This is a genomic window from Alcanivorax sediminis, from assembly GCF_009601165.1.
Taxonomy (GTDB): domain Bacteria; phylum Pseudomonadota; class Gammaproteobacteria; order Pseudomonadales; family Alcanivoracaceae; genus Alcanivorax; species Alcanivorax sediminis.
Genome location: NZ_WIRE01000001.1, coordinates 2,660,113 through 2,682,449 on the forward strand (window position 1 = coordinate 2,660,113; position 22,337 = coordinate 2,682,449).

Consider the following 22,337-nt stretch of genomic DNA (forward strand, 5'->3'; position numbering starts at 1 on the left):
ATTAATCAGCTTTCGCGACGGTTCATGAAGGCAAGACGTTCCAACAACTGAACGTCAGACTCGTTCTTCACCAGTGCACCATAAAGCGGCGGAATGGCACTCTTGGTATCACGATTGCGAAGAATATCCTCAGGAATATCATCGGCCATCAAGAGCTTCAGCCAGTCAATCAACTCGCTGGTGGAAGGTTTCTTCTTCAGTCCGGGCACCTTGCGCAGGTCGAAGAAGATTTGCAGGGCCTCAGTGACCAGGTTCTTCTTGATCTCGGGGTAATGCACATCAACGATGGCCTGCATGGTCTGTGCATCAGGGAAGTTGATGTAATGGAAGAAGCAGCGACGAAGGAAGGCGTCCGGCAGCTCTTTCTCATTATTGGAAGTGATGATCACGATGGGACGCTGCTTAGCTTTGATCAGCTCACCCGTCTCGTAGACGAAGAACTCCATGCGATCCAGCTCCTGGAGCAGATCGTTGGGGAACTCGATATCCGCCTTGTCGATTTCGTCGATCAGCAGTACCACCTGGCCTTCGTGGGTAAACGCTTCCCACAGCTTGCCTTTCTTCAGGTAGTTAGCCACATCCTCCACGCCTTCTGCCCCCAGCTGGGAATCACGAAGACGGGAAACAGCATCGTACTCGTAAAGGCCTTGCTGGGCCTTGGTAGTGGACTTCACGTTCCAGGAAAGCAGCGGCAAACCAAGGGACTCCGCCACCTGCTCAGCCAGCAAGGTCTTGCCAGTACCCGGCTCACCCTTGATCAGAAGGGGGCGCTTCAACGCGATGGCTGCATTCACCGCCATTTTAAGATCGTCAGTGGCGACGTATTGGTCAGTACCCTGAAACTGCATGAATTTCTCCACTCTTGCGTGCAATCCGAGACAGGGTGCCACTCTAACAATCTGTATCAGGGCCGCAAAGGGCCGTTTGAGCCAAGGAAACAGTGATTTACGTCAGCACTGTGCCATAATCCGCGCCATGAACCTGTTACTCCTCACCCCGGAACAACATCTTGGCAATGACCGCTGGCTGCTCAGCGACCGTCAGGCCAACCATGTGCTAAAGGTGCTGAAGCTCATCGAGGGAGATCAGGTCAGGGCTGGCATTTTTCAGGGCGGGATGGGAATAGCCCACATAGAGTCCATTAATAACAACAGGATAGAAGTTCTATTTAAAGTAGAACATCAATCCCCCTCACCTCTTGGGCTCTCTGTTCTTCTTGCCCTGCCCCGCCCCAAGATGCTCAAACGCATTCTCATCGACGCCACCAGCCTGGGCATCAAGCAGATCGTCTTGATCAACAGCTGGAAAGTGGACAAGAGCTACTGGCAGACCCCGAACCTCAAGGCCGAATTACTCCACGAAAAGATGCTGCTGGGGCTCGAACAGGCTAGAGATACGACGCTGCCAACGCTCACCCTGGCACCCCGCTTTCGCCCCTTTGTAGAAGACGAGCTGGATGGTTGGGCCGGAAACAGCCAGCGAATTCTGGCTCACCCAGGCAATTACCCGGTCATGCCCCACAGCCTCACAGGCCCTGTGACATTGGCCATCGGACCTGAAGGTGGCTGGACGGATTATGAAATCGAGATGCTCGGCAAGCAGGGATTCCAGTGTCACAGCTTTGGCTCGCGCATTCTGCGCGTGGAGACTGCCCTTCCCGCTCTTGTCGGCCGTCTGATGCAGCTACCCTGAAGCAACAGGCTATGGCGCTCACCTGATAGCTTACGTAGGATTTCGACGGGTTTTGTGTGCGATGAATCAGCATGAATAAAAAAGGGAGCGTTGTGCGCTCCCTTTTTATTCATCTCTTGCTGGTCGGCTAGCGCCGATACGGACCACGGCGGGCCTTGCGCGGCGGTTTGCTGCCACGCTGGTGACGCAGGCGGGCACGACCATAAAGCCCTGTGTACTTCTTGCCTTTCAGCTCTACGCGATCGATCAGGCCTTGAATCTGCTCCGGATCCAGCTCCATCCAGCGTCCCTGACGCAATTGCGGCGGCAGACGAAGGTCACCAAAACGGATCCGCATCAGACGGGCCACATCCAGATCCTGGGACTGGAACAAACGGCGCACTTCACGGTACTTGCCGCCCACCAGGGTGACCTTGTACCAGTGGTTGGCGCCCTCTTCCGCACCACCGGCGTCATCAATGCTTTCGAACTTGGAAACGCCATCCTCGAGCAGTACACCATCGAGCATGGCCTGACGCTTCTCCGGAGTCAGCTCACCGCGAACGCGCACCGCGTACTCACGGACAAAGCCATTGGAGGGGTGCATAAGGCGATGCGCCAGCTCACCGTCAGTGGTAAACAACAGCATGCCAGTGGTGCTGATATCGAGACGGCCCACCTGAACCCAGCGCAGTCCATTCAACCGAGGGAGGTTATCGAACACCGTGGGGCGACCCTCAGGATCATTACGCGAGCACACCTCGCCCGGAGGCTTGTGGTACATGATCACGCGCTGCACGATGTCTTCTTCAGCCTTCACTTTAATGGTCCTGCCGTCTACTCGAATCAAATCTTCAGGGCCAACCCGGTCACCCAGGGTAGCGATGTTGCCGTTAACTGATACCCGACCTGCTTCAATCCAGGTTTCCAGCTCACGACGAGAGCCCAGCCCGGCACGGGCCAGAACCTTTTGTAACTTTTCAGTTTCAGTCATGACGATTGGGACCGTCCTCAGTATTGCCAGCCTCCGCGGCTGTCACATCAGCGACAGGTTCATCGCTGGTCTCATTGCTTTCACCTTGCTCTTCCACGTCCTGATCCGCGTCCGCTGATGCCTCTGGTTCATCTTCAGCGGCTGGCACCGGCTTACGACGGAATTCCTGTTCGAAACTGGCCAGCACGGCATCCACATTATCCATGCTCATCAGGTCTGTTTCGTCCATATCCGGTTCTTGCTCAAGTCCCGGGAAGCTTTCCTGGTCACTGGGCAGACGGGCCTCGTGCTCCTCTTCCAGCAAGCCGTTGCTGTCTTCACCCACCGGTGCTTCATCGTGATCTCCGGGTGCCGCATTGACCGGCGGCACATCCGTGAGTTCAAGCTCTTCATTGACCTTGTCCAGATCACGAATCTCAGACAGTGGCGGCAGGTCTTCCAGGCTCTTCAGGTCGAAATAATCCAGAAACTGGCGCGTGGTCGCGAACATGGCGGGTCTTCCCGGCACATCGCGATGGCCGACCACCCTCACCCAGTTTCTCTCCAGCAAGCTTTTCACGATATGGGAGCTTACTGAAACACCACGAATTTCTTCGATTTCACCACGCGTAATGGGCTGGCGGTAGGCAATCAGCGCCAGGGTTTCGAGAATGGCGCGGCTGTAGCGCGGGGGTTTTTCCTGCCACAACCGGCTAACCCAGGGGCCCAGTTCCGGGCGCGCCTGGAAGCGAAACCCGGAGGCCACTTCACGCAGGTAGATGCCTCGCTCTTCATAATCCGCAGCCAGAGATTCCAGATGTTTTGCCAATTCCGGCTTGGTCGGCTGATCCTCTTCATCAAAGAGCATCAGCATGGCGTCACGATCCAGTGGCGCCTCGGCCACCAGAATCGCGGCTTCAATAATTCTCTTGATCTTGTCAGCGTCCACGCTTACCCCTCGGTACCGTCATGGGCGTCAATCTCCGTTTCCGGCTCGTCCTCAAGCTCCAGCTGAGCGAGAACATCCGATTCTTCCAATACCAGTGTCTTGGCTTTTACATGTATGGGGGCAAAGGGGGCGGTCTGAACCAGCTCGATCAGGGAACCCTTGACCAGCTCCAGCACCGCCAGAAAACTCACCACCACGCCCAGTTTGCCTTCTTCCGGGTTGAACAACTCAATGAAGGGGACAAACTCCCGCCCCTTGAGCTTGTCGAGAACATTGGCCATTCGCTCACGGGTAGACAATTTTTCCCGTGACACCTGATGACTCTCAAACATGTCAGCACGGTGCATGACTTCCTTGAGCGCCAACAGCAGCTCTCGCATGTCCACATCTGGCTGCGCTTTCTCGCGGCTGTACTCAGGGCGCTTGGCTGCGGCCAGAAACACATCCCGCTCCAGCCTCGGCAGCTGATCGATGTCCTCTGCCGCTTGCTTGAAGCGCTCGTATTCCTGCAAACGGCGGATGAGCTCGGCACGGGGATCTTCCCCTTCCTCTTCCTCATCTTCCTTCTGGCGCGGCAACAGCATGCGCGATTTGATCTCGCCCAACATGGCGGCCATCACCAGATATTCCGCTGCCAGTTCGAAGTTCATGGCCTTCATCAGCTCCACGTACTCCATGTACTGGGCCGTAATGGTAGCCACTGGCACATCCAGGATGTCCAGGTTTTGGCGCTTGATCAGGTACAGCAGAAGATCGAGAGGCCCTTCAAAGGCCTCAAGAAACACTTCCAGGGCATCCGGCGGAATATAAAGATCATCCGGCAGCTTGGTAATCGCCTTGCCATACACCAGCCCGAAAGGCATCTCCGCCTGTTGGGCGTGATGGCTTTCCTGGGAGACCTGGGTGGCCTGCGCTGTCGAATCTGCCGTTTCCGTCATATCCCTGCTCCGCGTTAGCGGTAGTTCAGCCCCATGCTGGAACGCACTTCTTCCAGAGTGGCACGTGCTGCTTCCCGGGCCTCTTCACAGCCCTCCGCCACAATGGTGCGCACCAGATCGGGGTTGCGCAAATGCTCTTCTGCGCGCTTGCGGATGGGCTCCAACTCTTCTTGTATGGCCTCGATGATGGGCTTCTTGCAATCCAGACAACCGATTCCGGCACTGGTGCAGCCCTCACGAACCCACTCACGGGTCGGTTCATCGGAATAGACCATATGGAACTGCCACACCGGACAGTTATCGGGGTTACCCGCATCGGTACGGCGCACCCGGGCAGGATCCGTGGGCATGCGACGAATCTTGCTGTCCACTTCGGCAGGCTCTTCACGCATGCTGATGAAGTTACCGTAGGATTTGGACATTTTTTGACCATCCAGGCCCGGCATCTTGGACGCTGGCGTGAGCAGCGCCTGAGGCTCCGGCAGGATTACCTTGCCGCCGCCCTCAAGATCACCCAGCAGGCGTTCCTTGTCGCCAAGCGTGATGTTCTGCTGGCTGTCGACCAGGGCACGGGCTGTCTCCAGCGCGGTTTCATCCCCTTTTTCCTGGTACTGGCGGCGATGGTCCACATAAATCTTCGCCTGCTTCTTGCCCATCTTCTTGATGGCTGCCTGCACCGCTTCTTCAAAGCCCGGCTCACGGCCGTACAGGTGATTGAAGCGTCGAGCGACTTCACGGGTCAGCTCAACGTGAGCGACCTGGTCTGCGCCCACTGGCACCTGACCAGCACGATAGGCGAGGATGTCTGCGGACTGCAGTAGCGGGTAACCCAGAAAACCGTAGGTGCTGAGATCCTTTTCCCGCAGCTTTTCCTGCTGATCCTTGTAGGTCGGCACCCGTTCCAGCCAGGACAGCGGCGTCATCATGGACAAGAGAAGGTGCAGTTCGGCGTGTTCCGGTACCTGGCTCTGAATGAAAAGGGTTGCAGAACCCGGGTTCACCCCGGCCGCCAACCAGTCAATCACAAGATCCCAGGCATGCTGTTCGATCTTTTGAGGATTTTCGTATTCCGTGGTCAGGCCGTGCCAGTCGGCCACAAAGAAGAAGCACTCGTACTCATGCTGCAGACGTACCCAATTCTTCAGGACGCCATGGTAATGCCCCAGATGAAGACTGCCGGTCGCACGCATGCCCGAAACAACGCGCTGGGAAGAAACCACGGAACTCAAAATCAACTCCTTATGCCTGATCCGTGCCAACACCCTGAGGGGGCGCCAGCAAAGCAAGCGATTATACGGTGAACAGGGGGATCAGGGACAGCATAAAGCCGCCCGGAATGACGCCACTGGTGAAAAGTTCAGCAGCCAATCAGAAAATACTGTCGATGGGGCCCGCGCCTTCCCGGATTACCTGAGGCCCCTCGCCGTCTACCAGCGAAATCACGGTGGTTTCCTGGACACCGCCAAATCCGCCGTCGATAACCAGATCAACCTGCCCCTGCAGGAAATCGCGCACATCCTGTGGATCTGTAAGTGGAAACTCATCATCAGGAAGGTGGCAGGTGGACGTCATGATGGGCTGGCCATGCTCAGCCAGAAGCGCCTGGCAGATGGCGTGATCAGGAACACGAATGCCGATCGTGCGTTTTTTGGGGTCCATTAGCCGGCGTGGCACTTCCGTAGTGCCATTGAGGATAAAGGTATACGCCCCGGGCGTATGAGCCTTGAGCAGCCGGTAATCGGGGTTGGCCACCTTGGCGTAAATTGCCAGGGCTGAAAGGTCCTCACACAACAACGTGAACTGGTGCTTCTTGTCCAGTCGACGCAGGCGGATCAAACGATCGAGGGCATTTTTTTCCCCGATACTGCAGCCCAGTGCATAGGTGGTATCCGTCGGATAGGCAATCAGTCCGCCCTTGCGCAGCACATCCACCGCCTGGCGAATCAGGCGGGGTTGCGGCGACTCTGGATGGATGTAGAGCACTTCGGTCATGCTGTCTTCACTATTCGATTGGCTACTGTTAACGATAAATCACTTTAGATAATCGTTATAATCAACTGTTTTTATTTGTTAAAGCTATTCCAAACCGGCGTCGATCCGGTTGGCAATGGCGGCAACCGCCCAAGCGCAAGCCATTTCTGCTCAGGGGAATGAAAGTCCGATCCCGCTGATACCTTCAGGTCGAAATGCTGCCAGCATTCGTTCAACAGCTCCTGCTGCTGACGGGTCAACCCCGGCATGGCCACCTCCAGTCCGTCACCGCCAAAGGTTTTAAAAGCACTGAGTAGCTGTCGCAATTTCTTGCGGGTCAGCCCATAGCCATGTGGGTGTGCCACCACCGCCTGCCCTCCGGCCGCATGGATATCGCTGATGGCCTCATCCATGCTGCACCAGGGGGTGGCCACAAAGGCTGACTGACCTTGCTTGAGGAAGCGATTAAAGGCGTGCCGCGCGTTGCGCACCCTGCCCGATTGCTCCAGGTGCCTGGCAAACCAGGGTCTGCCCGGCGCCGGACTGCCTGCCAACTCACAGGTTCGCTCATAGCTATTGGCCAACCCGGCTGCCTTGTCCAGACGACGACCGATTTCCTGGGCTCTTTTCACACGGGCCTGCTGCTGATTCTCAACCCGCTCGCACAGCTGGGCGCTCTCAATATTCAGACCGAGACCCAGAATATGGAACTCACGATTATCATGCCGCACAGAGAATTCGATGCCGTTGACGAGCTCAATTCCCCGCTCCGCAGCCGCCTCACGGGCCTCAGGCAATCCTGCCAGCGTGTCGTGATCCGTCAATGCCAGGGTGGTAACCCCATAGTCCGCTGCTCTGGCCACCAGATCCGCAGGCGACAGCGCACCGTCCGAGGCCAGACTGTGGCTATGCAGGTCAAAACACTGAGAATGCTGATTTTCCATGGAACCCGGCACCGTAAACAAGGTCGACAAGCTACCATATTGCAGGGTGAATTGCTGCGCCGATGTGGTTACCATCATGCGCTTGCGCTGCCCTTTTCCATTAACCGAGGTGAAATTCGTCCCGCATGACCGATTCAACCGAAACAGACCGTCCTAGCGCACCACCCGCAAAAAAAGAAAGCCTGCTAGCCAATCTGCTGCTGAACATCATTATCCCCACTCTGATTCTCAGCAAGCTGTCCAGTGATGAGTACCTGGGCACCAAGATGGCCATTGTGGTGGCGTTGGCATTTCCTTTTGCCTACGGGATCAAGGATCTGGTCAGCAGCCGCAAGGTTAATTTTTACTCCGCCCTGGGCATCATCAGCATCATGTTGACCGGCGGCATCGGCCTGCTGGAGCTGGACGCAGAGTACATGGCCATCAAAGAGGCCACCATTCCCGGTATTCTTGGGATCGCAACAGTGGGATCGCTGTATACCCGATGGCCCCTGGTACGCACCTTTGTCTACAACGACAAGATTTTTGTCACCGAGAAAATTGAGGCGGGACTGGCCTTCAAGGGCACTGAAGTTGAATTCGAGCGCACCCTGAAGTTCGCCTCCTGGATGATTGCAGGCTCCTTTTTTGTCTCATCCATACTCAATTATGTGCTTGCCAAGGTCATCCTCGAGAGCCCACCGGGCACCGTAGCATTCAACGAAGAACTCGCTAAAATGACGGCCCTGAGCTACCCGGTCATCGTGATCCCTTCCATGATCATCTTCGCTGCCGCGTTGTTTTATCTGATACGACGTCTGACCAGTCTGACTGGCCTGACCTTCGAAGAAATGCTGGAACACCACAAATAATCGTTATCTGAAAGGATTCTGCCATGCTGTACGCCATCATCAGCCAGGACGTTGCCGAGTCGCTACCCTTACGCAAGCAGGCACGGGCCGATCACCTTGCCCGCCTGGAAACGCTGCGTGATCAGGGTCGCCTGATTCTGGCTGGGCCTCATCCGGCCATTGATAGCGATGACCCCGGCGAAGCCGGGTTCACCGGTTCGCTGGTGGTCGCCGAGTTTGAATCTCTGGAAGCGGCCCAACGCTGGGCGGATGCCGATCCCTATATTGAAGCTGGCGTATACGCCCAGGTGATCGTGAAACCATTCAAGAAAGTGCTGCCCTGACCGCTGGCTTTTCGATTTTTTACAATGTCGGCAGCGCCAGCCACCTGAATTGTGATTATTGTTGCGCCGCAGCCAGCGCCACTGCTTTAGACTGCGCCGCTTGAAACAAGGAGTTACCCCCCATGCTCAAACGCATCTCGCTACTGTTGATCCTCGCTGCCTGCTGGGGCAACACCCACGCTGCAGCCGCCTGGGTGGATGACAGCATCTATGTTCCTGTTCGTGCGACACCCAGCCCTGGCGGCCGAATCGTTCACCGTGGCATAAAGAGCGGTACCCGAATCGAGTTTTTCGGCTTTGATGGGGATTGGGCCAAGATCCAGTACGGGGATATCGAAGGCTATATCGGCAAGCAGTACCTGAGTCAGTCGCCCACTGCTGCCATTCTGCTTGAGCGTGCTCGCAGTGAAAGCGAAGCAGCCAAAGCGGAAGCGGCCAAATTGCGTACCCAGCTGGCTGAAATCAAGGGGGAGCGCGATGCACTTTCCGAGCAGTCCAAATCATTGAAAGATACCCTTTCCTCACGTAGCGATGAGTTGGAACAACTGCAGGAAGTGGCCTCCGACCCGATCCGTCTTGATCAGGCGAACCGCCGGCTTAACGAAGAGCTGAGTCTGTTGCGTTCTGAACTGGATCAGGTGAAAGCAGAAAACGTCATGTTGCGAAGCAGTAATCGTTACCGCGAATGGCTTACCGGTCTTGCCATCCTGGCTGCCGGACTGGTCATCGGCCTGATCATGCGCTCCCGCTCCGGGCGTCGCCGCACAGGTGGCTGGGCCAACTAACGCTTCCTCGAGAGGGCTCCCGGGCAAGCAACAACGTACCCGGAAGCCCTAGTCATAGGGCAGGCCTGCCTGCACTTCCAGCCGCAGAACGATCCCCGAAATCCCCTTGTAGTTTTCCTCTCTCGGCCAGAACACATAGGGCTCGATTTCATAAAAGAACCAGGGCCGCCAGACACTGCGACGAAAGCGCACACTGGTCCTGATGGTCTTGATAGCAGAAACAGGGGCGGTAAAACCGTCAAACCCCACCGACGCCCCCACCCCGCTCTGTCTTCCGAGCCGGAAATAGACGCTGGCTGACTGGTTGAAGTACCAGTCGCGCTTCATCTCGTTGAACTCTTCACTTTTTTCCCATTCGCTGGCGAGGCGCACGGTTGAGCGTTGTGTAAAGGGGCGGTCAATCTCAAACAGGCTGTTGGCACCGAACCCGTCGGGATCTTCCCAATACACTTTCTCTGTGAAGCGAAACGTTGCCTTTTCGCTGATCGGGGTTGTCCAGCGGTAGCGGGCACGAAAGAAGGTGGTCAGCTCGGACCGGACACCCGCATCGAGATCGATGTCCATCCGCTCCGGCATATCCACCACCCAGCGCAGAGCCGCCCGGTAACCCGTGTTGTTCTGCCCCACTTCTTCCGGGCGGCTTGCCAGGTCATTACGCAGCTCATCGCTCGTGTCATCATCATTGCGGAACATCAAGCTGAGTTTGTGCTGCGCATTGGGCAGCTCGACCTTGGCGCGCACCTTGATTTCATCGTCGTTGCCACCGTATTCCTGAAAGCGGGAGGCGCTGATGATCCGCAGGTGGGTACCGGGCTCTTCCGTATAGATTTCATTAGGCCCAACAAAGAATCCGTCTACCCAGCGACTCGGGCCACAGACGGTGATCGACATCCAGTTGTGGGTCATATCCAACAGGCCACTCTTCCCCTTCTGCGCAATACAGGGGTGAGAGTCCTGCTCAACGGGCGTAGGCGACGGCGGCGTCGGCTCGGTGCTTTGTTGTGTTTCTGCATGCACCCCGGAAACCAGCCAGATCCCCGCAAAAAGCCAGAATAACTGGCAAAAGATCCTCTTCATGTTCACAGAATAGCTGCACGGTAAAGCGTTCTACCAACAGTTTTTGACCGAAACCGAATGGGACTTATGAACGGTCATTGGTTAGCATTCTCAAAGGCAATTGTACTAAGACAAGACTATGAACTACTGGCATAAAATTCGTGGCATAGCCGCCCTGATCGGCATTGTGCTCAACACCCTTATCCTCAGCCCCATCCTTTATGTATTTGTATTGCTGCGTCTGATATTCCGTTTCGAGAAGGCTCAGGTGTCCCTCTCGAAGGTGCTGGTCTTCATCGCTGAAACCTGGATTGCCATCAATAACGGCATTGTTGCTCTCACCAGCCAGATCAACTGGACCGTGTCAGGCATGGACAGACTCGATCGTGACCAGTGGTATCTGGTGACCTGCAACCATCAAAGCTGGGCCGACATCCTGGTCCTGCAGCGCATCTCAAACCGTCGAATTCCTTTCCTGAAATTCTTTCTCAAGCAGGAACTGATAAAAGTGCCGATTCTCGGGCTGGCCTGGTGGGGTCTCGATTTCCCGTTCATGAAGCGCTATACCAAGGAAGAAGTAGCTAAAAACCCGGACCTAAAGGGCAAGGACCTGGAAACCACCCGCAAGGCCTGCGAGAGGTTTGCCTATTTCCCTACCTCGGTGATGAACTTCTTCGAGGGCACTCGCTTTACCAAGGCAAAGCATGACCAGCAACAGTCGCCCTATCGTTATCTTCTCAAGCCGAAGGCTGGCGGCGCCGCTTTTACCCTCGGTGCCATGTCAGGGCATTTGCGTAATTTGCTTGATGTGACCATTATTTACCCCCCGGACGCCCCTCGCTCCCTGCTGGCTTATTTGGGCGGCGCCATGCAAAACGTGGAAGTTGTTGTGACACAGCGCGTGGTACCTGCCTGGGCTTCAGAGGGAAACTACGAGGCGGATCCTGCATTCCGGGAAAGATTTCAGCAATGGATTGGTGAACTCTGGGAAGAAAAGGACGCCTTGATCGCATCACGACTGGAGCAACAGTAGACCCTACTGGCTCCAATCCAGAACAGGACGCCCGGCAAAGACCGGGCTTAAAACTATGTTTGGTCGATTTCTCAAACCGCGCTGGCAACACACCAACCCCGACATCCGTCTTAAAGCCATTGAACATCTTTGCGCCTCAGAAGAGGCCGATATTCTGGCGAAACTGGCCCGCGGCGATGCCAGCACCCTGGTTCGTGCCGCCGCTACTGGCAAACTGACGGATTTCAATTTACTCGATGAAATCTTTAATCAGGACTCTGCTCCCACCGTTCGGGAGGCAGCCTCCATGCGCATTATGGCGTTGCTCGCCGGCACCACCGCCGATGCTCCGCCGCATGATACCCGCCTGCGCCTGGTAAGGCTCACGGGCAACGCTGAGGTCCTGGCACATATCGCCACGCATAGCCCGGATGAGGCCTGCCAGCAGGCAGCGATCGAACGGCTGGACAATGCCCCGCTGCTTTACAGCCTGGCACTTGAAGGACCGAGTGAGCCGGTACGGGTGGCCGCCGCACAGCAGATCCGCTCACTCTCTGATCTGAAACGGCTGGCCCGCGAAGGCCGTGACAAACGCGTGGTTCGCATTGCCAGGGATGCTGCCAAAGCCCTGCAAGATCAGCAGCAGCAACAAGACGCCGAGTCAGCCCGTGTCATCCAGCTGGCTGACCGTTTTGAACAGCATGCCCGCCGGCGTGTGGATGCGCTGTATGGCCCACGTCTTGAGCAACTCGAACAGCAATGGCAGGCCTCTTCCTCAGTGGCCAGTCCGGAACTGGCAACCCGCGTCAATGAAGCCCTGAATCGTTGCCGCGCGCAGCTCAATGAGCTCCAGGAAGAGCACCGCAGAAAAGCGCTAGAAGAAACTGCGGCAATGGAACGCAATGCGGCCTGCAAAGCGCTCTACCAACTGCTCGGTGAAGCCTGTGGCGAAACCTGGGGAAACCAGCTGGGAGAAATGCGCTCGGCTCTGGCAACACAGCAGCGTCGCTGGGAAGGTGCCAGCCTGCAGGCCCAGGCCAGTGCCGATGAGCAAGATGCCTTCGAGAACCTGACGGCGGCATTCCAGGCCATGCTTGATCTGGCCTCCGCAGCCAGCGAGAACAGTGAAGATCCGGAAAAATTGCAGGCCCTGGCTTTGCAATGGCCAGCCGAATACGCCCGTCCGCCGCGCCTGGAAGCCATTCTGAAAGCCACCAGTCAAAAGCCGGAAAAAATCATCAAGTCAGGCAAGCCCAACCCTCACCGTGGGCTGCTGATAGCCCTGAAAAGGGAGCTGGACAAGGGCAACCTGCGTCATGCCAATCGTCTGTGGCACAAGGCAGAAGCGATTATTGCCGAGGGTGACGCGCAACCACTGAAACGTGAGCTTGAAAAGCTGAGCGATCGGCGTGCCGAGCTTCAGGACTGGCATCGTTTTGCCGCGGAGCCCAAAAAACTGGAGCTTTGCGAAAAAATGGATCAGCTGAAGGACAGCACCATGGATGCGCCGCAACTGGCCAGCGCTATCCAGGCTCTTCACGAAGAATGGCGTAGCCTGATGAGTTCTGATCAGGATGAAGATCAGGCCCTGTGGGATCGCTTCAAGGCAGCCACGGACATCGCCTACGAGCCCTGCAAGGCGCATTTCGCAGAACAAGACGCCCAACGTAAAGCCAATCTGGCAAAACGCATTGAGCTTTGCCGGCAACTGGAGGGCTTCATCGAAAACCAGGACTGGAGCAAGGCAGACTGGGAAGGCGTTTGGCAAATTCGTCAGCAGGCCCCCAAGGACTGGCAGCGTCATCACCCAGTACGTTTCACCGATGCCCGCGATGCACAGAAGCGCTTTTCAGCTGCCCTGTCGACTCTGGATGAACAGATCACCGAACACAGCAAGCTGGCCGAGCAGGAACGTGAACAGCTGATTCGCCAGGCGGAGCAGATTTCGCTGGACGGAGATGATCTGCGGAACGCCATCGCTCAGGCGCAGGAAATCCAGAAAAAATGGCGTAACACCCCCTGGCTGCCGCCTTCCCGTCATCGCCCTTTGCAGAAACAGTTCCGCAAGGTCATTGATCAGGTCTTCAAGGCCAGAGATCAACAGAAAGATGCCTACAAGGCCGAGCAGGCCCAGAAGCAGGTGCAGATTGCTGCCCAGCTCTCTGCTCTGGAAGAGGCGCTGGATGCCGATTTCTCTGAATCCAATGCAGCTACCCTGCGAGAAACGTTGCAGGCGCTTGATGAGGCCACCGATGGCAGGCTGCCCACCTCAGTGAATCGCCAGGTTCAGCAATTGCGCCGTCGCGCCCAGGAGCGACTCGCCCGCCTTGGCGACTGGCAACGCTGGCATCAGCTCCAGGAGCAGGTTGAGGCACTCACACCCTCAGATAGCACAGACGAATCTGCGCTGATGCTCGCAGTCGCTTTTGAGGCACTGGCCGGAGTCCCTTCCCCCGAGCCGGAGCGGCAACGTCGTCTGGCCTGGCAGCTGGAAGCGCTGCCCAGCGCCATGAAACAGCAAGGCTTCGCCGTAATGGATGAGATGGCAAGACTGCTTAACACCTACGATGGCGCCATCACCGTAACCGAACGCCAGCGCCTCCTGAATGCGTTGGCGGTACTGGAGCCAGGCAATGCGTAAGCTGCTTGGCCGCTTTGCACGAAGCCCCGCCGGATTACGCTGGTTTCTCAACCTGTATGGCCCCTATCTGGGCGCAGGTGTGCGGGTGGACTATCTGGCCGAGGACTTCCGTGAGTTGAAAGTGTCCATGGGGCTGCGCTGGTATAACCGCAATTACGTAGGCACACATTTCGGTGGCAGCCTGTACTCCATGATTGATCCCTTCTACATGCTCATGGTGATGAATGTCATGGGCCCCGAGTATGTGGTGTGGGACAAATCCGCCAGTATCGATTTTGTCAAACCCGGCAAGGGGCGGGTGTATGCCCGCTTCGTGCTCACAGAAGAGCGAATCGAAGAGATAAAAAAGCACACGTCAGGCGGAGACAAGTACCTGCCAAGCTGGGACGTGGAGATTGTTGATGAGCATGGTGAATGTGTTGCCCGCATCACCAAGACGCTCTATATCCGGCTCAAGCCTCAACAACATTGAAAAGGCCTATTGTCCGAAACGGCCACTTTCCTCAAGAAACCGGATCTCTTCCCGGGTGCTTTCGCGTCCCAATACCTTGTTGCGATGGGGAAAGCGTTCAAAGCGGCGAATGATTTCTGCATGGTGCCGGGCAGAAGCCAGATGCAACTGCACGTGACTGGCGGCAAAGTCAGGGGCTGTTTTTTCCACTTCCATCAGGGTACGAATACACAGGTCCTGAAGATCCGCATCCTCGGAATGCATTAACGGCATGACAAAAAAGACCTGGCCACACACAGGCAAGCCGGTGTTCATTCGCCGTGACAGCCCCTCCACAGCCAGGGTGGCAGCACGGTGATCGCCGGCAAAGGCATTAGCGGTTCCGCGGTAGATATGACGGGTGAACTGGTCCAGCAACAGTATCAGGGCAAGGCGGGATTCCGGGTGACGCTCCCACTCCACCAGCTCCTGTTGCAGGGCTGCACTGACCGCATCACCAAAGCGATGCTCAATCTCCGCATCATCTCCCTGTGTAGAGCGAAACCATTTACGCGTGGCGGGATCACTGGGCCAGCCGCGACTCAGGCCATCTTCAAACCAGTAATCGAGGATGCTGTCCCACGGGGACATCAGGTCAAACATGATCATCGGCCTCTGCAGTGGCGCTGTTCCCGGCATAACAGTCAGGAAGAATGGGGCCTAATACCGATTCGGCATTACGCAACAACAGGGGCTGTGCTTCCACAGAAGGGTGGATGCCATCCTGTTGAAAGCCACCGTGTTCAAGAATGCCATCAAGGAAGAATGGCATCAGCGGAACATTCATCTGCTCAGCCACCAACTGGAACTGTTGCTCGAACAAGCGTGTGTACTGTGGCCCGTAGTTGGGGGGGATACGCATCCCCAGCAATACCGGCTTGGCACCGCTCTCCCGGGTGAGTGAAATCATGGACTCCAGATTTCGACGCATGGCGATAGGCGACAGCCCACGCAAGCCATCATTGCCGCCCAGCTCGATGACAACGATATCCGGACTGTGCTGGCCCAGCAATTCCGGTAGACGGGACTTGCCGCCTGCGCTCGTTTCACCACTAACTGACGCATTGATCACCCGGGAATTGCTGCAATGGGGCATTAGCCTCTGCTGGAAAAGGTGAACCCAGCCTTGGGTTTTTTCCATCCCATATGCAGCACTGATACTATCACCAAGGATCAAAACCGACTGGGCACTGGCCGAACCTGTTGCCAACAGCGTGGTCACAAGAACCGACAAAGCCATCAGCCGATAACGCTGTAACATGAGTAGCCTGACAGACATGAATGAAAAATCTCCGGTATTGCGCGCACAGAATCTGGGTAAAGAGGTTAACGGTCCGGAAGGCAACCTCAAACTCCTTCAGGGTATCACGTTCGATGTCTTTGCCGGTGACAGTGTGGCCATTACTGGCCCTTCTGGTTCGGGAAAGTCTACCCTGCTCTCGTTGCTGGCAGGACTTGATGTTCCGACCTCAGGATTTGTCAGTCTCAAAGGCGAATCGTTCAGCCAGTTGAGCGAAGACCAGCGGGCTCGCCAACGGGGACAGCACTGTGGCTTCGTTTTCCAGCAATTTCAGTTGGTGACAGACCTGACCGCCATCGAGAATGTCATGCTGCCCCTGGAAATATTGGGTAAGCGTTCAGCCCGTAAAACCGCGCAGCAGTGGCTGGACCAGGTGGGTCTTGGCAAACGCCAGCATCATTACCCTGCCCAGTTATCCGGTGGCGAGCAGCAACGCGTGGCCCTGGCCCGGGCCTTTGCTGTGTCCCCTTCCATCCTGTTTGCCGACGAACCCACCGGTAGCCTCGACTTTGCCAATGGCCAACATGTGGCCGATCTGCTCTTCGATCTGAACAAGGAGCAAGGCACTGCGCTGGTATTGGTGACACATGATCCGGCCTTGGCAGAACGCTGCCAGCGCCAGTTCGTACTGAACGAGGGCCAGCTCAGTGACTAAGGCCTGGCGCTCCAATGCATTCCGGCTGCAGGCGCTGGCCATTTTTATCGCCGCCATCGCCATGACCACCATGCTGGTACTGCGCAACAGTGTCGACGATCGTTTCAATCAGCGCACGGCGGTGGCGTTGGGTGGCGACCTGGTACTTGAAGGCACGCGATTCCCCGAACCTGCCCAACGCAACGCACTCGAGGCAATGCCACACACTGAGAGCGTCAATTTTGCCAGCGTGTTGATCCACGAGGAGCAGTTTCTGCTGGCCAGTGTTCGCGCAGTATCGCAAAGCTTCCCGTTGTACGGTCAGATTCAGGTCAGCGATGATCGCTTCTCAAGCCCTTATGATGAAACCTCGGGGCCGCAACCCGGCAACATCTGGCTGGCAGGCCAGGCTCTGGATCGACTGAAAATGCAGGTTGGTCAGACCATCACCCTCGGTGAAAAAGCCTTTCTTATCGAGCGTGTCATCGTGCAGGAGCCTGACCAGCAATCCGGCTTTTACAGCATGAACCCCCGCGCAATGATTTCCCTGCAGGATCTGGATGACACCGGCGTCCTCGGAGCCGGCAGCCGCTACCGGCATAACCTGCTTGTTGCTGCGGAGGAGCAAGAAAGGGAAAGGCTGGAGCAAGCACTGGCGGCAACACTTCGACCGGATCAGGAAGTGGAGACGGTGGTGAACACGGAGCTTCGTGAGCGAGGTCCCATCCAGCAACTGTTCCTTTGGTCGCAACTGGCCATCATGCTGGTAGTACTGCTCTGTGCTGCGGCGATATTCCTGACTGCCCGCCATCGTGCCCGGCAGCAGCAAACCCTGTGCGCAGTCATGAAAACCGTGGGTGCCAACCAGCAACAGATCGCCAAACGGCTATTGGGTGCTGACGCTCTGGCCCTGTTTATACCCGCCCTGGCCGGGGTACTGCTTGCTTCCATGCTAGGTGCGTTCATTGCCACACGCCTCGATAGCAATGCCCCATTCCAGTGGCAGGCTGTACTCCAGGGCCTGACTGGCCCGGTTATCCTTTGGCTCGGTTTCGCAGCGCCCACACTCTGGCAACAACTGTCGCTGTCACCGCTTTCCCTGCTGAGAGGAGCAGATGACATTGGCAGCCGCCTGCCAATGCTGATTGCCCTGGCAACCCCCATTCCTCTGGCACTGCTTCTCACAGGCTCGTTTACCACTCTGTGGCCGCTGCTGCTGTTAACCTGTGCGATCGCGATTGGCCTGCCCGTGTTGCTTTGGCCGCTGATCATGCTGATCGACAGCCTGCTCCGCAGTGCCCCCTTGCCTGCCAGGCTCGCATTCCGTCGGCTGAGTCGTCGCAAGACCACTACCCTGCCCCTTCTGGCTGCGCTGATCATTTCCCTGTCGGTGCTCTCCATGTCCATGCACGCAGGACGTCAGCTACTTTCAGACTGGCAGAGCACCCTGCCCGAACAGGCACCGAATTATTTCGTCATCAATCTCTTCGATGAAGACCTGGAGGGCTTTGAGCAGTGGCTTGATCAACATAACAGTGATGTACAGCCGCTCTATCCCGTAGTGCGCGCCAGGCTGACCAGTATCAATGGTGAGTCGGTTCGTGATGCCGTGACAAAAGAGGAAGATCGTGCCGAACGCGCGTTGAACAGGGACCTCTCTCTGACCGAGAGCAACACGCTACCCGACAGTAATCTTGTCTCTGAAGGCCGCATGGCCAACCAACCCGGGGAAGTGACAGTAGAAAGCAAGCTGGCAGACTCTCTGGGGCTCAAAGTGGGCGACGAAGTCACCTTTACAGGGTCCGCCATGCCCATCACCGCCTCGGTAACCGGTCTTCGCGAAGTGGACTGGGAAAGCTTTGCGCCGAACTTCTACTTCATGTTCGCTGAAGGAACCCTGTCTTCCCAGGATCGTACCTGGATTACCAGCTTCTACCTGCCGGAGGACCGGGCCGCTGAGCTCAGCCAGCTCGTTGGACAATTCCCGCAAGTGAGCTTGCTGGATGTTAACGCGATCCTTTCCAGCCTTCAGGATATTATTGCCCAGGCCAGCCAGGCAGCCTTTATGGTCGGCGCCCTGTTGATGGCGGCGGCATTGCTGGTACTGAGTGCAGCCATACTCACTACGGCAGATCAACTGCGCCGTGATAACAGTCTCCTGACTACGCTGGGCGCAGAGACTCCCATATTGCGGAAAACCGCTGCTTTGCAGGCGTTCTTCATGACCGGTGGCGCAGCGTTGCTGGCCACTCTCATACACAGCCTGGCATTGTGGCCGTTGGGCGAGCGCCTGTTTGACGGCAGGTTGCCCTTCAGTCTCTGGCAGGCCCTTCCCTGGTTGCTGCCACTACTGCTGACGTTAACAGTGGCTTTTCTTCCACCGATGACAAGCCGGGAGCAAGCACGTCAGTAGCACTATGACCGAGGCTCCTCCCGGGTCAGCAACAGGAACAGCATTAGCGCCGAGACGCTGGCCATCGTCATCAGCAGCGTCATGGGTAATGGGGTGCCATTATGGAAACTGCCCAGAGCGGCACCCACCACCCCCGCCATCAGGAACTGCAGGGTGCCATTCAGCCCTGTCGCGGCACCACTATCACGCTCAAACAGGCTGAGGAAGCAGGCAATGCCATTGGGCATCACCAGAGCCATCATGCCGCACACTACCATCACCAGCGGGATCACCATCCACAGGGTCAACCACCCACTGAGTGAAAGTAGCAGGAGCACCATGGCCGCCACACTCTGGATGATCAACCCGGCTCGCATGATGGCAGCGGTTTCATAGTAACGGAGCAGAATCACGTTAAGCCGATTCAGGGCGAGCATGGTCACCACATTCGCCCCGAAGGCGATCGGAAACTGGGCCGCACTGAGCCCGAAGTAATCCATGTACAGAAAAGCGGCATCCGTGATAAACGTGAACATGGCACTGAAGGACAGCGCATTGGCAAGAATGAACCCCATCGCCCGGCGCTCACGGACTACCCGCCCATAGGATGTGAACAACCGCTTGCGCAAAGGCTCATTCCCACCTTGTGCACTGACCGTGGGCAACATGAACGCAACCACCAGCCCCAGCATCATGCCGTAGATGGCGAGCATGTAAAAAATGCTTTCCCATCCCGCGGTGCTTAATAATAACGAGCCAATTGCAGGAGCCAGTAGTGGCGCCAGGAGCATCACCAGTCCGATGGTGGTGAGAACTCGTGCCGCTTCCTTTCCTGAAAAATGATCACGGACAGAAGCCGCCGCAATGACCGCTGTGGCACCGCCACCCAGGGCCTGCAGAAAGCGCAGCACATAGAGCTGCTGCACATCCGCTGAAAACGGAATCATCAAGCTTCCTGCTACAAATAGCAGCAAGCCTCCGTAAGCCACCGGTTTACGCCCAAATTGATCTGAGAATGGCCCTCCCAGCCACTGACCGGCCGCCACCCCCATGACATAGACGCTCACGGAGATCTCCACATCATGGATGGGCACCTGGAAATGGCCTGCCATGGTCAACAATGCCGGCAAATAGGTATCAATGGCCAGAGGGCCAAGCGCGACCAGTGAACCGAGAATGACGGCCAGCCGGCCTGCGCTGATAGTAGGCATAAAGGTCCCGTTGTGTGTGCGAGCGGCAAGTCTATCCTAGCTGGCGCCCTGCATCACCGAAAAATGAATACGATTCACAAACGGTAACCAAGCGCACACTTGGTACCCGAAACGTAAAAGGGCCCAGAAAGCGGTTGCCAGCTGCCGGACAGGCTGTGAGTATTACCCCGAACCATTATGAGTGTACTGCATGCTTTCTGTGCCAACCGGATGTTCGGCCAGCGTTTTTTGCCTGGCCATGGATAACCTGCTTCTGATTTCTTCCCTCCCCTCCACCCTCTTTGATCACCCTCGCCAGGAGGCTCCATGGAGTTAGAAATCGCCTATCAGTTGGCCATCATCACCGTTGTTGCCTTTGCCTGTCAGTGGCTTGCCTGGCGGATCAAACTCCCTGCGATTCTGCCCCTGTTGCTCACCGGCCTGGCGCTGGGTCCGCTCACTGGCGTGGTCTCACCGCAAGACTTGTTCGGCGATCTGCTACTACCCGGCGTCTCTCTGGCGGTCTCGATTATCCTCTTTGAAGGTGCAATGACCCTGCGATTCGATGAGATTCGCGGTCTTGAGAAAACGGTACAGCGACTGGTGACCTGGGGCGCGCTGATCACCTGGTCGGTTGTGACCCTGTCCGCGTGGTGGCTGCTGGATTTGCCCCTGGGCCTGGCGCTGCTGTTTGGAGCCCTGGTGGTAGTGACCGGCCCGACGGTTATTGTTCCGCTGCTACGTAGTGTGCGGCCAGTCAGCAGCGTATCCCGCCTGCTGCGATGGGAAGGCATCGTGATTGATCCCATCGGCGCCATTCTCGCGGTATTGGCCTACGAGCTGGTGGTTGCCACCGGGCAGGACGGGGCCATCCTCCATTCTCTCTGGCTGTTCTTCCAGGCCATTCTGGTCGGTGGCGTGATTGGTTCCCTGGTCGCTCTGGGACTTGCCGAGCTGCTTCGTCGTCACCTGATCCCGGAATACCTGCGCAGCTTCCTGGTGCTATCCATGGTGATCGGGGAGTTTGTGCTGGCCAATGGCCTCAGTGAAGAATCCGGCCTGGTGGCCGTTACCGCGACCGGTATCGTGCTTGCCAACCGTAAGGGTGTGCGCACCGATGACATTCTCCACTTCAAGGAGAACCTCTCGGTGATGCTCATTTCAGTGCTGTTTATCGTGCTTGCAGCCCGTCTGCAAATGGAGGAGCTAAGCCAGTTGAGTGCGACCGCCCTGGCGGTACTGGTGATTATCCAGCTGGTTGCCCGTCCACTTTCGGTACTGGCCTCGACAATGGGGTCTTCGCTCAATTGGCGGGAAAAGTCACTGCTCGCGTGGATTGCCCCTCGCGGTATTGTGGCAGCGGCAATCTCGGCGCTGTTTGCCGAGCGTCTCCAGCAGAATGGCGTGGCTGGTGCGGAAATGCTGGTCCCTCTCACCTTTATGGTGATCATCGGCACGGTGGCATTGCAGAGTCTTACTGCCAGACCGCTGGCGAGACTGTTGAAAGTGGCAGAGCCGGCTCCACGCGGCTTCCTGATCATCGGCGGCAACCCGGTAGCCAGAGCCATTGGCGCAGCGCTACAAAAGAACAACTTCCCGGTCACTGTCACTGATTCAAGCTGGGAAGCGATTCGCGCAGCTCGCATGGAGGGGCTGGGAACCTTTTATGGTAACCCGGTATCCCAGCATGCAGACCAATACCTGGATCTCGTGGGGAGCGGCAAGCTTCTCGGCCTTAGCCCCCGCCGTGAATTGAACACCATGTCCACCATGCGCTACCGGATTGAATTCGGCGAACAGAATATTTTCAGCCTTCCCACTCTGAAGACGGACAAGGAAGTGAAGCATGAGGTGGCACCCGAGCATCGTGGAGCCACTCTCTTTGGTGCCGACATGAGCTATGCCCGCCTCGCCAGTCTGTTGAGCCAGGGAGCGGAAATTCGAAAAACCCGCCTCACAGAAGAGTTCGATTTTGACGCCTATCGCAATACGCCCGGGCGTCAGGTTTGGCCTCTTTTTGCGATCGACCCACGTGATCGCATTCAGGTGTTCACTGCGGAGTCACAGCCCGAGCCCAAGGCAGGCTGGCATGTACTGGGCCTGATCAAGGAAGATGCAGCAAAGGAAGAGGCAAGGGCTGAAGCCCGCGCAGAAGCGGCGGCCGAGAAAGTAGCCGCCGACAAAGAGAAGGAAAAAGACAAGGATAACCAGTAAACC

Annotated in this window: 21 protein-coding genes; 10 read left to right on the forward strand and 11 right to left on the reverse strand. The window is 56.9% G+C overall.

Annotated features, from left to right (window positions below):
• Positions 1–5: 5 nt before the first annotated feature.
• Complete coding sequence (locus GFN93_RS12155; protein WP_153501334.1) at positions 6–848, reverse strand: AAA family ATPase; 843 nt, start codon at positions 846–848, stop codon at positions 6–8.
• Between the two features lie 127 nt (positions 849–975).
• On the opposite strand from GFN93_RS12155, the gene GFN93_RS12160 reads away from it, so the two are divergent.
• Positions 976–1,692, forward strand: coding sequence for a 16S rRNA (uracil(1498)-N(3))-methyltransferase (locus GFN93_RS12160; protein ID WP_153501335.1), 717 nt, complete (start codon positions 976–978; stop codon positions 1,690–1,692).
• Between the two features lie 127 nt (positions 1,693–1,819).
• On the opposite strand, the gene rluB is transcribed toward GFN93_RS12160, so the two are convergent.
• The 6 genes from rluB to GFN93_RS12190 all read right to left on the reverse strand — a co-directional run bounded on the left by rluB (position 1,820) and on the right by GFN93_RS12190 (position 7,524).
• Positions 1,820–2,665, reverse strand: a complete 846-nt coding sequence (gene rluB, locus GFN93_RS12165; RefSeq protein WP_153501336.1) for a 23S rRNA pseudouridine(2605) synthase RluB — start codon at positions 2,663–2,665, stop codon at positions 1,820–1,822.
• Complete coding sequence (gene scpB / locus GFN93_RS12170; RefSeq protein ID WP_328594598.1) at positions 2,658–3,593, reverse strand: SMC-Scp complex subunit ScpB; 936 nt, start codon at positions 3,591–3,593, stop codon at positions 2,658–2,660. The genes rluB and scpB overlap by 8 nt, the downstream gene beginning before the upstream one ends.
• Before the next feature lie 2 nt (positions 3,594–3,595).
• The gene (locus GFN93_RS12175) at positions 3,596–4,531 is read right to left on the reverse strand and encodes a segregation and condensation protein A (protein WP_153501337.1); all 936 of its coding nucleotides are present in this window, start codon (positions 4,529–4,531) and stop codon (positions 3,596–3,598) included.
• 14 nt (positions 4,532–4,545) lie between these two features.
• Positions 4,546–5,760: a tryptophan--tRNA ligase gene (locus tag GFN93_RS12180; RefSeq protein WP_153501338.1), complete on the reverse strand. Its 1,215-nt coding sequence runs from the start codon at positions 5,758–5,760 to the stop codon at positions 4,546–4,548.
• A gap of 139 nt (positions 5,761–5,899) precedes the next feature.
• Complete coding sequence (locus tag GFN93_RS12185; RefSeq protein ID WP_153501339.1) at positions 5,900–6,523, reverse strand: L-threonylcarbamoyladenylate synthase; 624 nt, start codon at positions 6,521–6,523, stop codon at positions 5,900–5,902.
• 71 nt (positions 6,524–6,594) lie between these two features.
• The gene (locus tag GFN93_RS12190; protein ID WP_235901821.1) at positions 6,595–7,524 is read right to left on the reverse strand and encodes a PHP domain-containing protein; all 930 of its coding nucleotides are present in this window, start codon (positions 7,522–7,524) and stop codon (positions 6,595–6,597) included.
• Between the two features lie 47 nt (positions 7,525–7,571).
• Between GFN93_RS12190 and GFN93_RS12195 the strand changes: the two genes are divergently transcribed.
• From GFN93_RS12195 to GFN93_RS12205, 3 genes are all read left to right on the forward strand, one after another.
• Positions 7,572–8,297 (forward strand): VC0807 family protein, encoded by a 726-nt coding sequence (locus GFN93_RS12195; protein WP_153501340.1) that lies wholly within the window; start codon positions 7,572–7,574, stop codon positions 8,295–8,297.
• 23 nt (positions 8,298–8,320) lie between these two features.
• Positions 8,321–8,620, forward strand: coding sequence for a YciI family protein (locus GFN93_RS12200; protein ID WP_153501341.1), 300 nt, complete (start codon positions 8,321–8,323; stop codon positions 8,618–8,620).
• A 122-nt stretch (positions 8,621–8,742) separates the two neighbouring features.
• Positions 8,743–9,405 carry a TIGR04211 family SH3 domain-containing protein gene (locus GFN93_RS12205; RefSeq protein ID WP_153501342.1) on the forward strand — a complete coding sequence of 221 codons (663 nt, stop codon included), beginning with the start codon at positions 8,743–8,745 and terminating at the stop codon, positions 9,403–9,405.
• Positions 9,406–9,453: 48 nt separating this feature from the next.
• Here the strand turns inward: GFN93_RS12205 and GFN93_RS12210 are convergent, their stop codons facing one another.
• Positions 9,454–10,311, reverse strand: coding sequence for a hypothetical protein (locus GFN93_RS12210; protein ID WP_407921802.1), 858 nt, complete (start codon positions 10,309–10,311; stop codon positions 9,454–9,456).
• Between the two features lie 289 nt (positions 10,312–10,600).
• Between GFN93_RS12210 and GFN93_RS12215 the strand changes: the two genes are divergently transcribed.
• Genes GFN93_RS12215 through GFN93_RS12225 form a run of 3 tightly spaced genes read left to right on the forward strand, consistent with a single transcriptional unit; the run spans position 10,601 to position 14,586 of the window.
• Positions 10,601–11,494, forward strand: a complete 894-nt coding sequence (locus GFN93_RS12215) for an acyltransferase (protein ID WP_153501343.1) — start codon at positions 10,601–10,603, stop codon at positions 11,492–11,494.
• A 55-nt stretch (positions 11,495–11,549) separates the two neighbouring features.
• Positions 11,550–14,114, forward strand: a complete 2,565-nt coding sequence (locus GFN93_RS12220) for a DUF349 domain-containing protein (RefSeq protein ID WP_153501344.1) — start codon at positions 11,550–11,552, stop codon at positions 14,112–14,114.
• Positions 14,107–14,586: a DUF4442 domain-containing protein gene (locus tag GFN93_RS12225; protein ID WP_153501345.1), complete on the forward strand. Its 480-nt coding sequence runs from the start codon at positions 14,107–14,109 to the stop codon at positions 14,584–14,586. The genes GFN93_RS12220 and GFN93_RS12225 overlap by 8 nt, the downstream gene beginning before the upstream one ends.
• 6 nt (positions 14,587–14,592) lie before the next feature.
• Here GFN93_RS12225 and GFN93_RS12230 read toward each other — a convergent pair whose 3' ends face one another.
• Entirely contained in the window at positions 14,593–15,207 is a 615-nt protein-coding gene (locus GFN93_RS12230) for a DUF924 family protein (protein WP_153501346.1), read from the reverse strand.
• On the reverse strand, positions 15,200–15,883 hold the full coding sequence (locus GFN93_RS12235) for an arylesterase (protein ID WP_407921794.1): 684 nt from the start codon (positions 15,881–15,883) through the stop codon (positions 15,200–15,202). Before GFN93_RS12235 ends, GFN93_RS12230 begins: the two co-directional genes overlap by 8 nt.
• On the opposite strand from GFN93_RS12235, the gene GFN93_RS12240 reads away from it, so the two are divergent.
• Both GFN93_RS12240 and GFN93_RS12245 read left to right on the forward strand, forming a co-directional pair.
• Entirely contained in the window at positions 15,882–16,559 is a 678-nt protein-coding gene (locus tag GFN93_RS12240; protein ID WP_153501347.1) for an ABC transporter ATP-binding protein, read from the forward strand. The genes GFN93_RS12235 and GFN93_RS12240 overlap by 2 nt on opposite strands.
• Positions 16,552–18,951, forward strand: a complete 2,400-nt coding sequence (locus GFN93_RS12245) for an ABC transporter permease (RefSeq protein WP_328594602.1) — start codon at positions 16,552–16,554, stop codon at positions 18,949–18,951. The genes GFN93_RS12240 and GFN93_RS12245 overlap by 8 nt, the downstream gene beginning before the upstream one ends.
• Before the next feature lie 2 nt (positions 18,952–18,953).
• On the opposite strand, the gene GFN93_RS12250 is transcribed toward GFN93_RS12245, so the two are convergent.
• A complete protein-coding gene (locus GFN93_RS12250; RefSeq protein ID WP_153501348.1) occupies positions 18,954–20,141 on the reverse strand; it encodes a multidrug effflux MFS transporter in 1,188 nt (395 codons plus the stop codon).
• A gap of 306 nt (positions 20,142–20,447) precedes the next feature.
• Between GFN93_RS12250 and GFN93_RS12255 the strand changes: the two genes are divergently transcribed.
• A complete protein-coding gene (locus GFN93_RS12255) occupies positions 20,448–22,334 on the forward strand; it encodes a cation:proton antiporter (protein ID WP_153501349.1) in 1,887 nt (628 codons plus the stop codon).
• Positions 22,335–22,337: the final 3 nt, after the last annotated feature.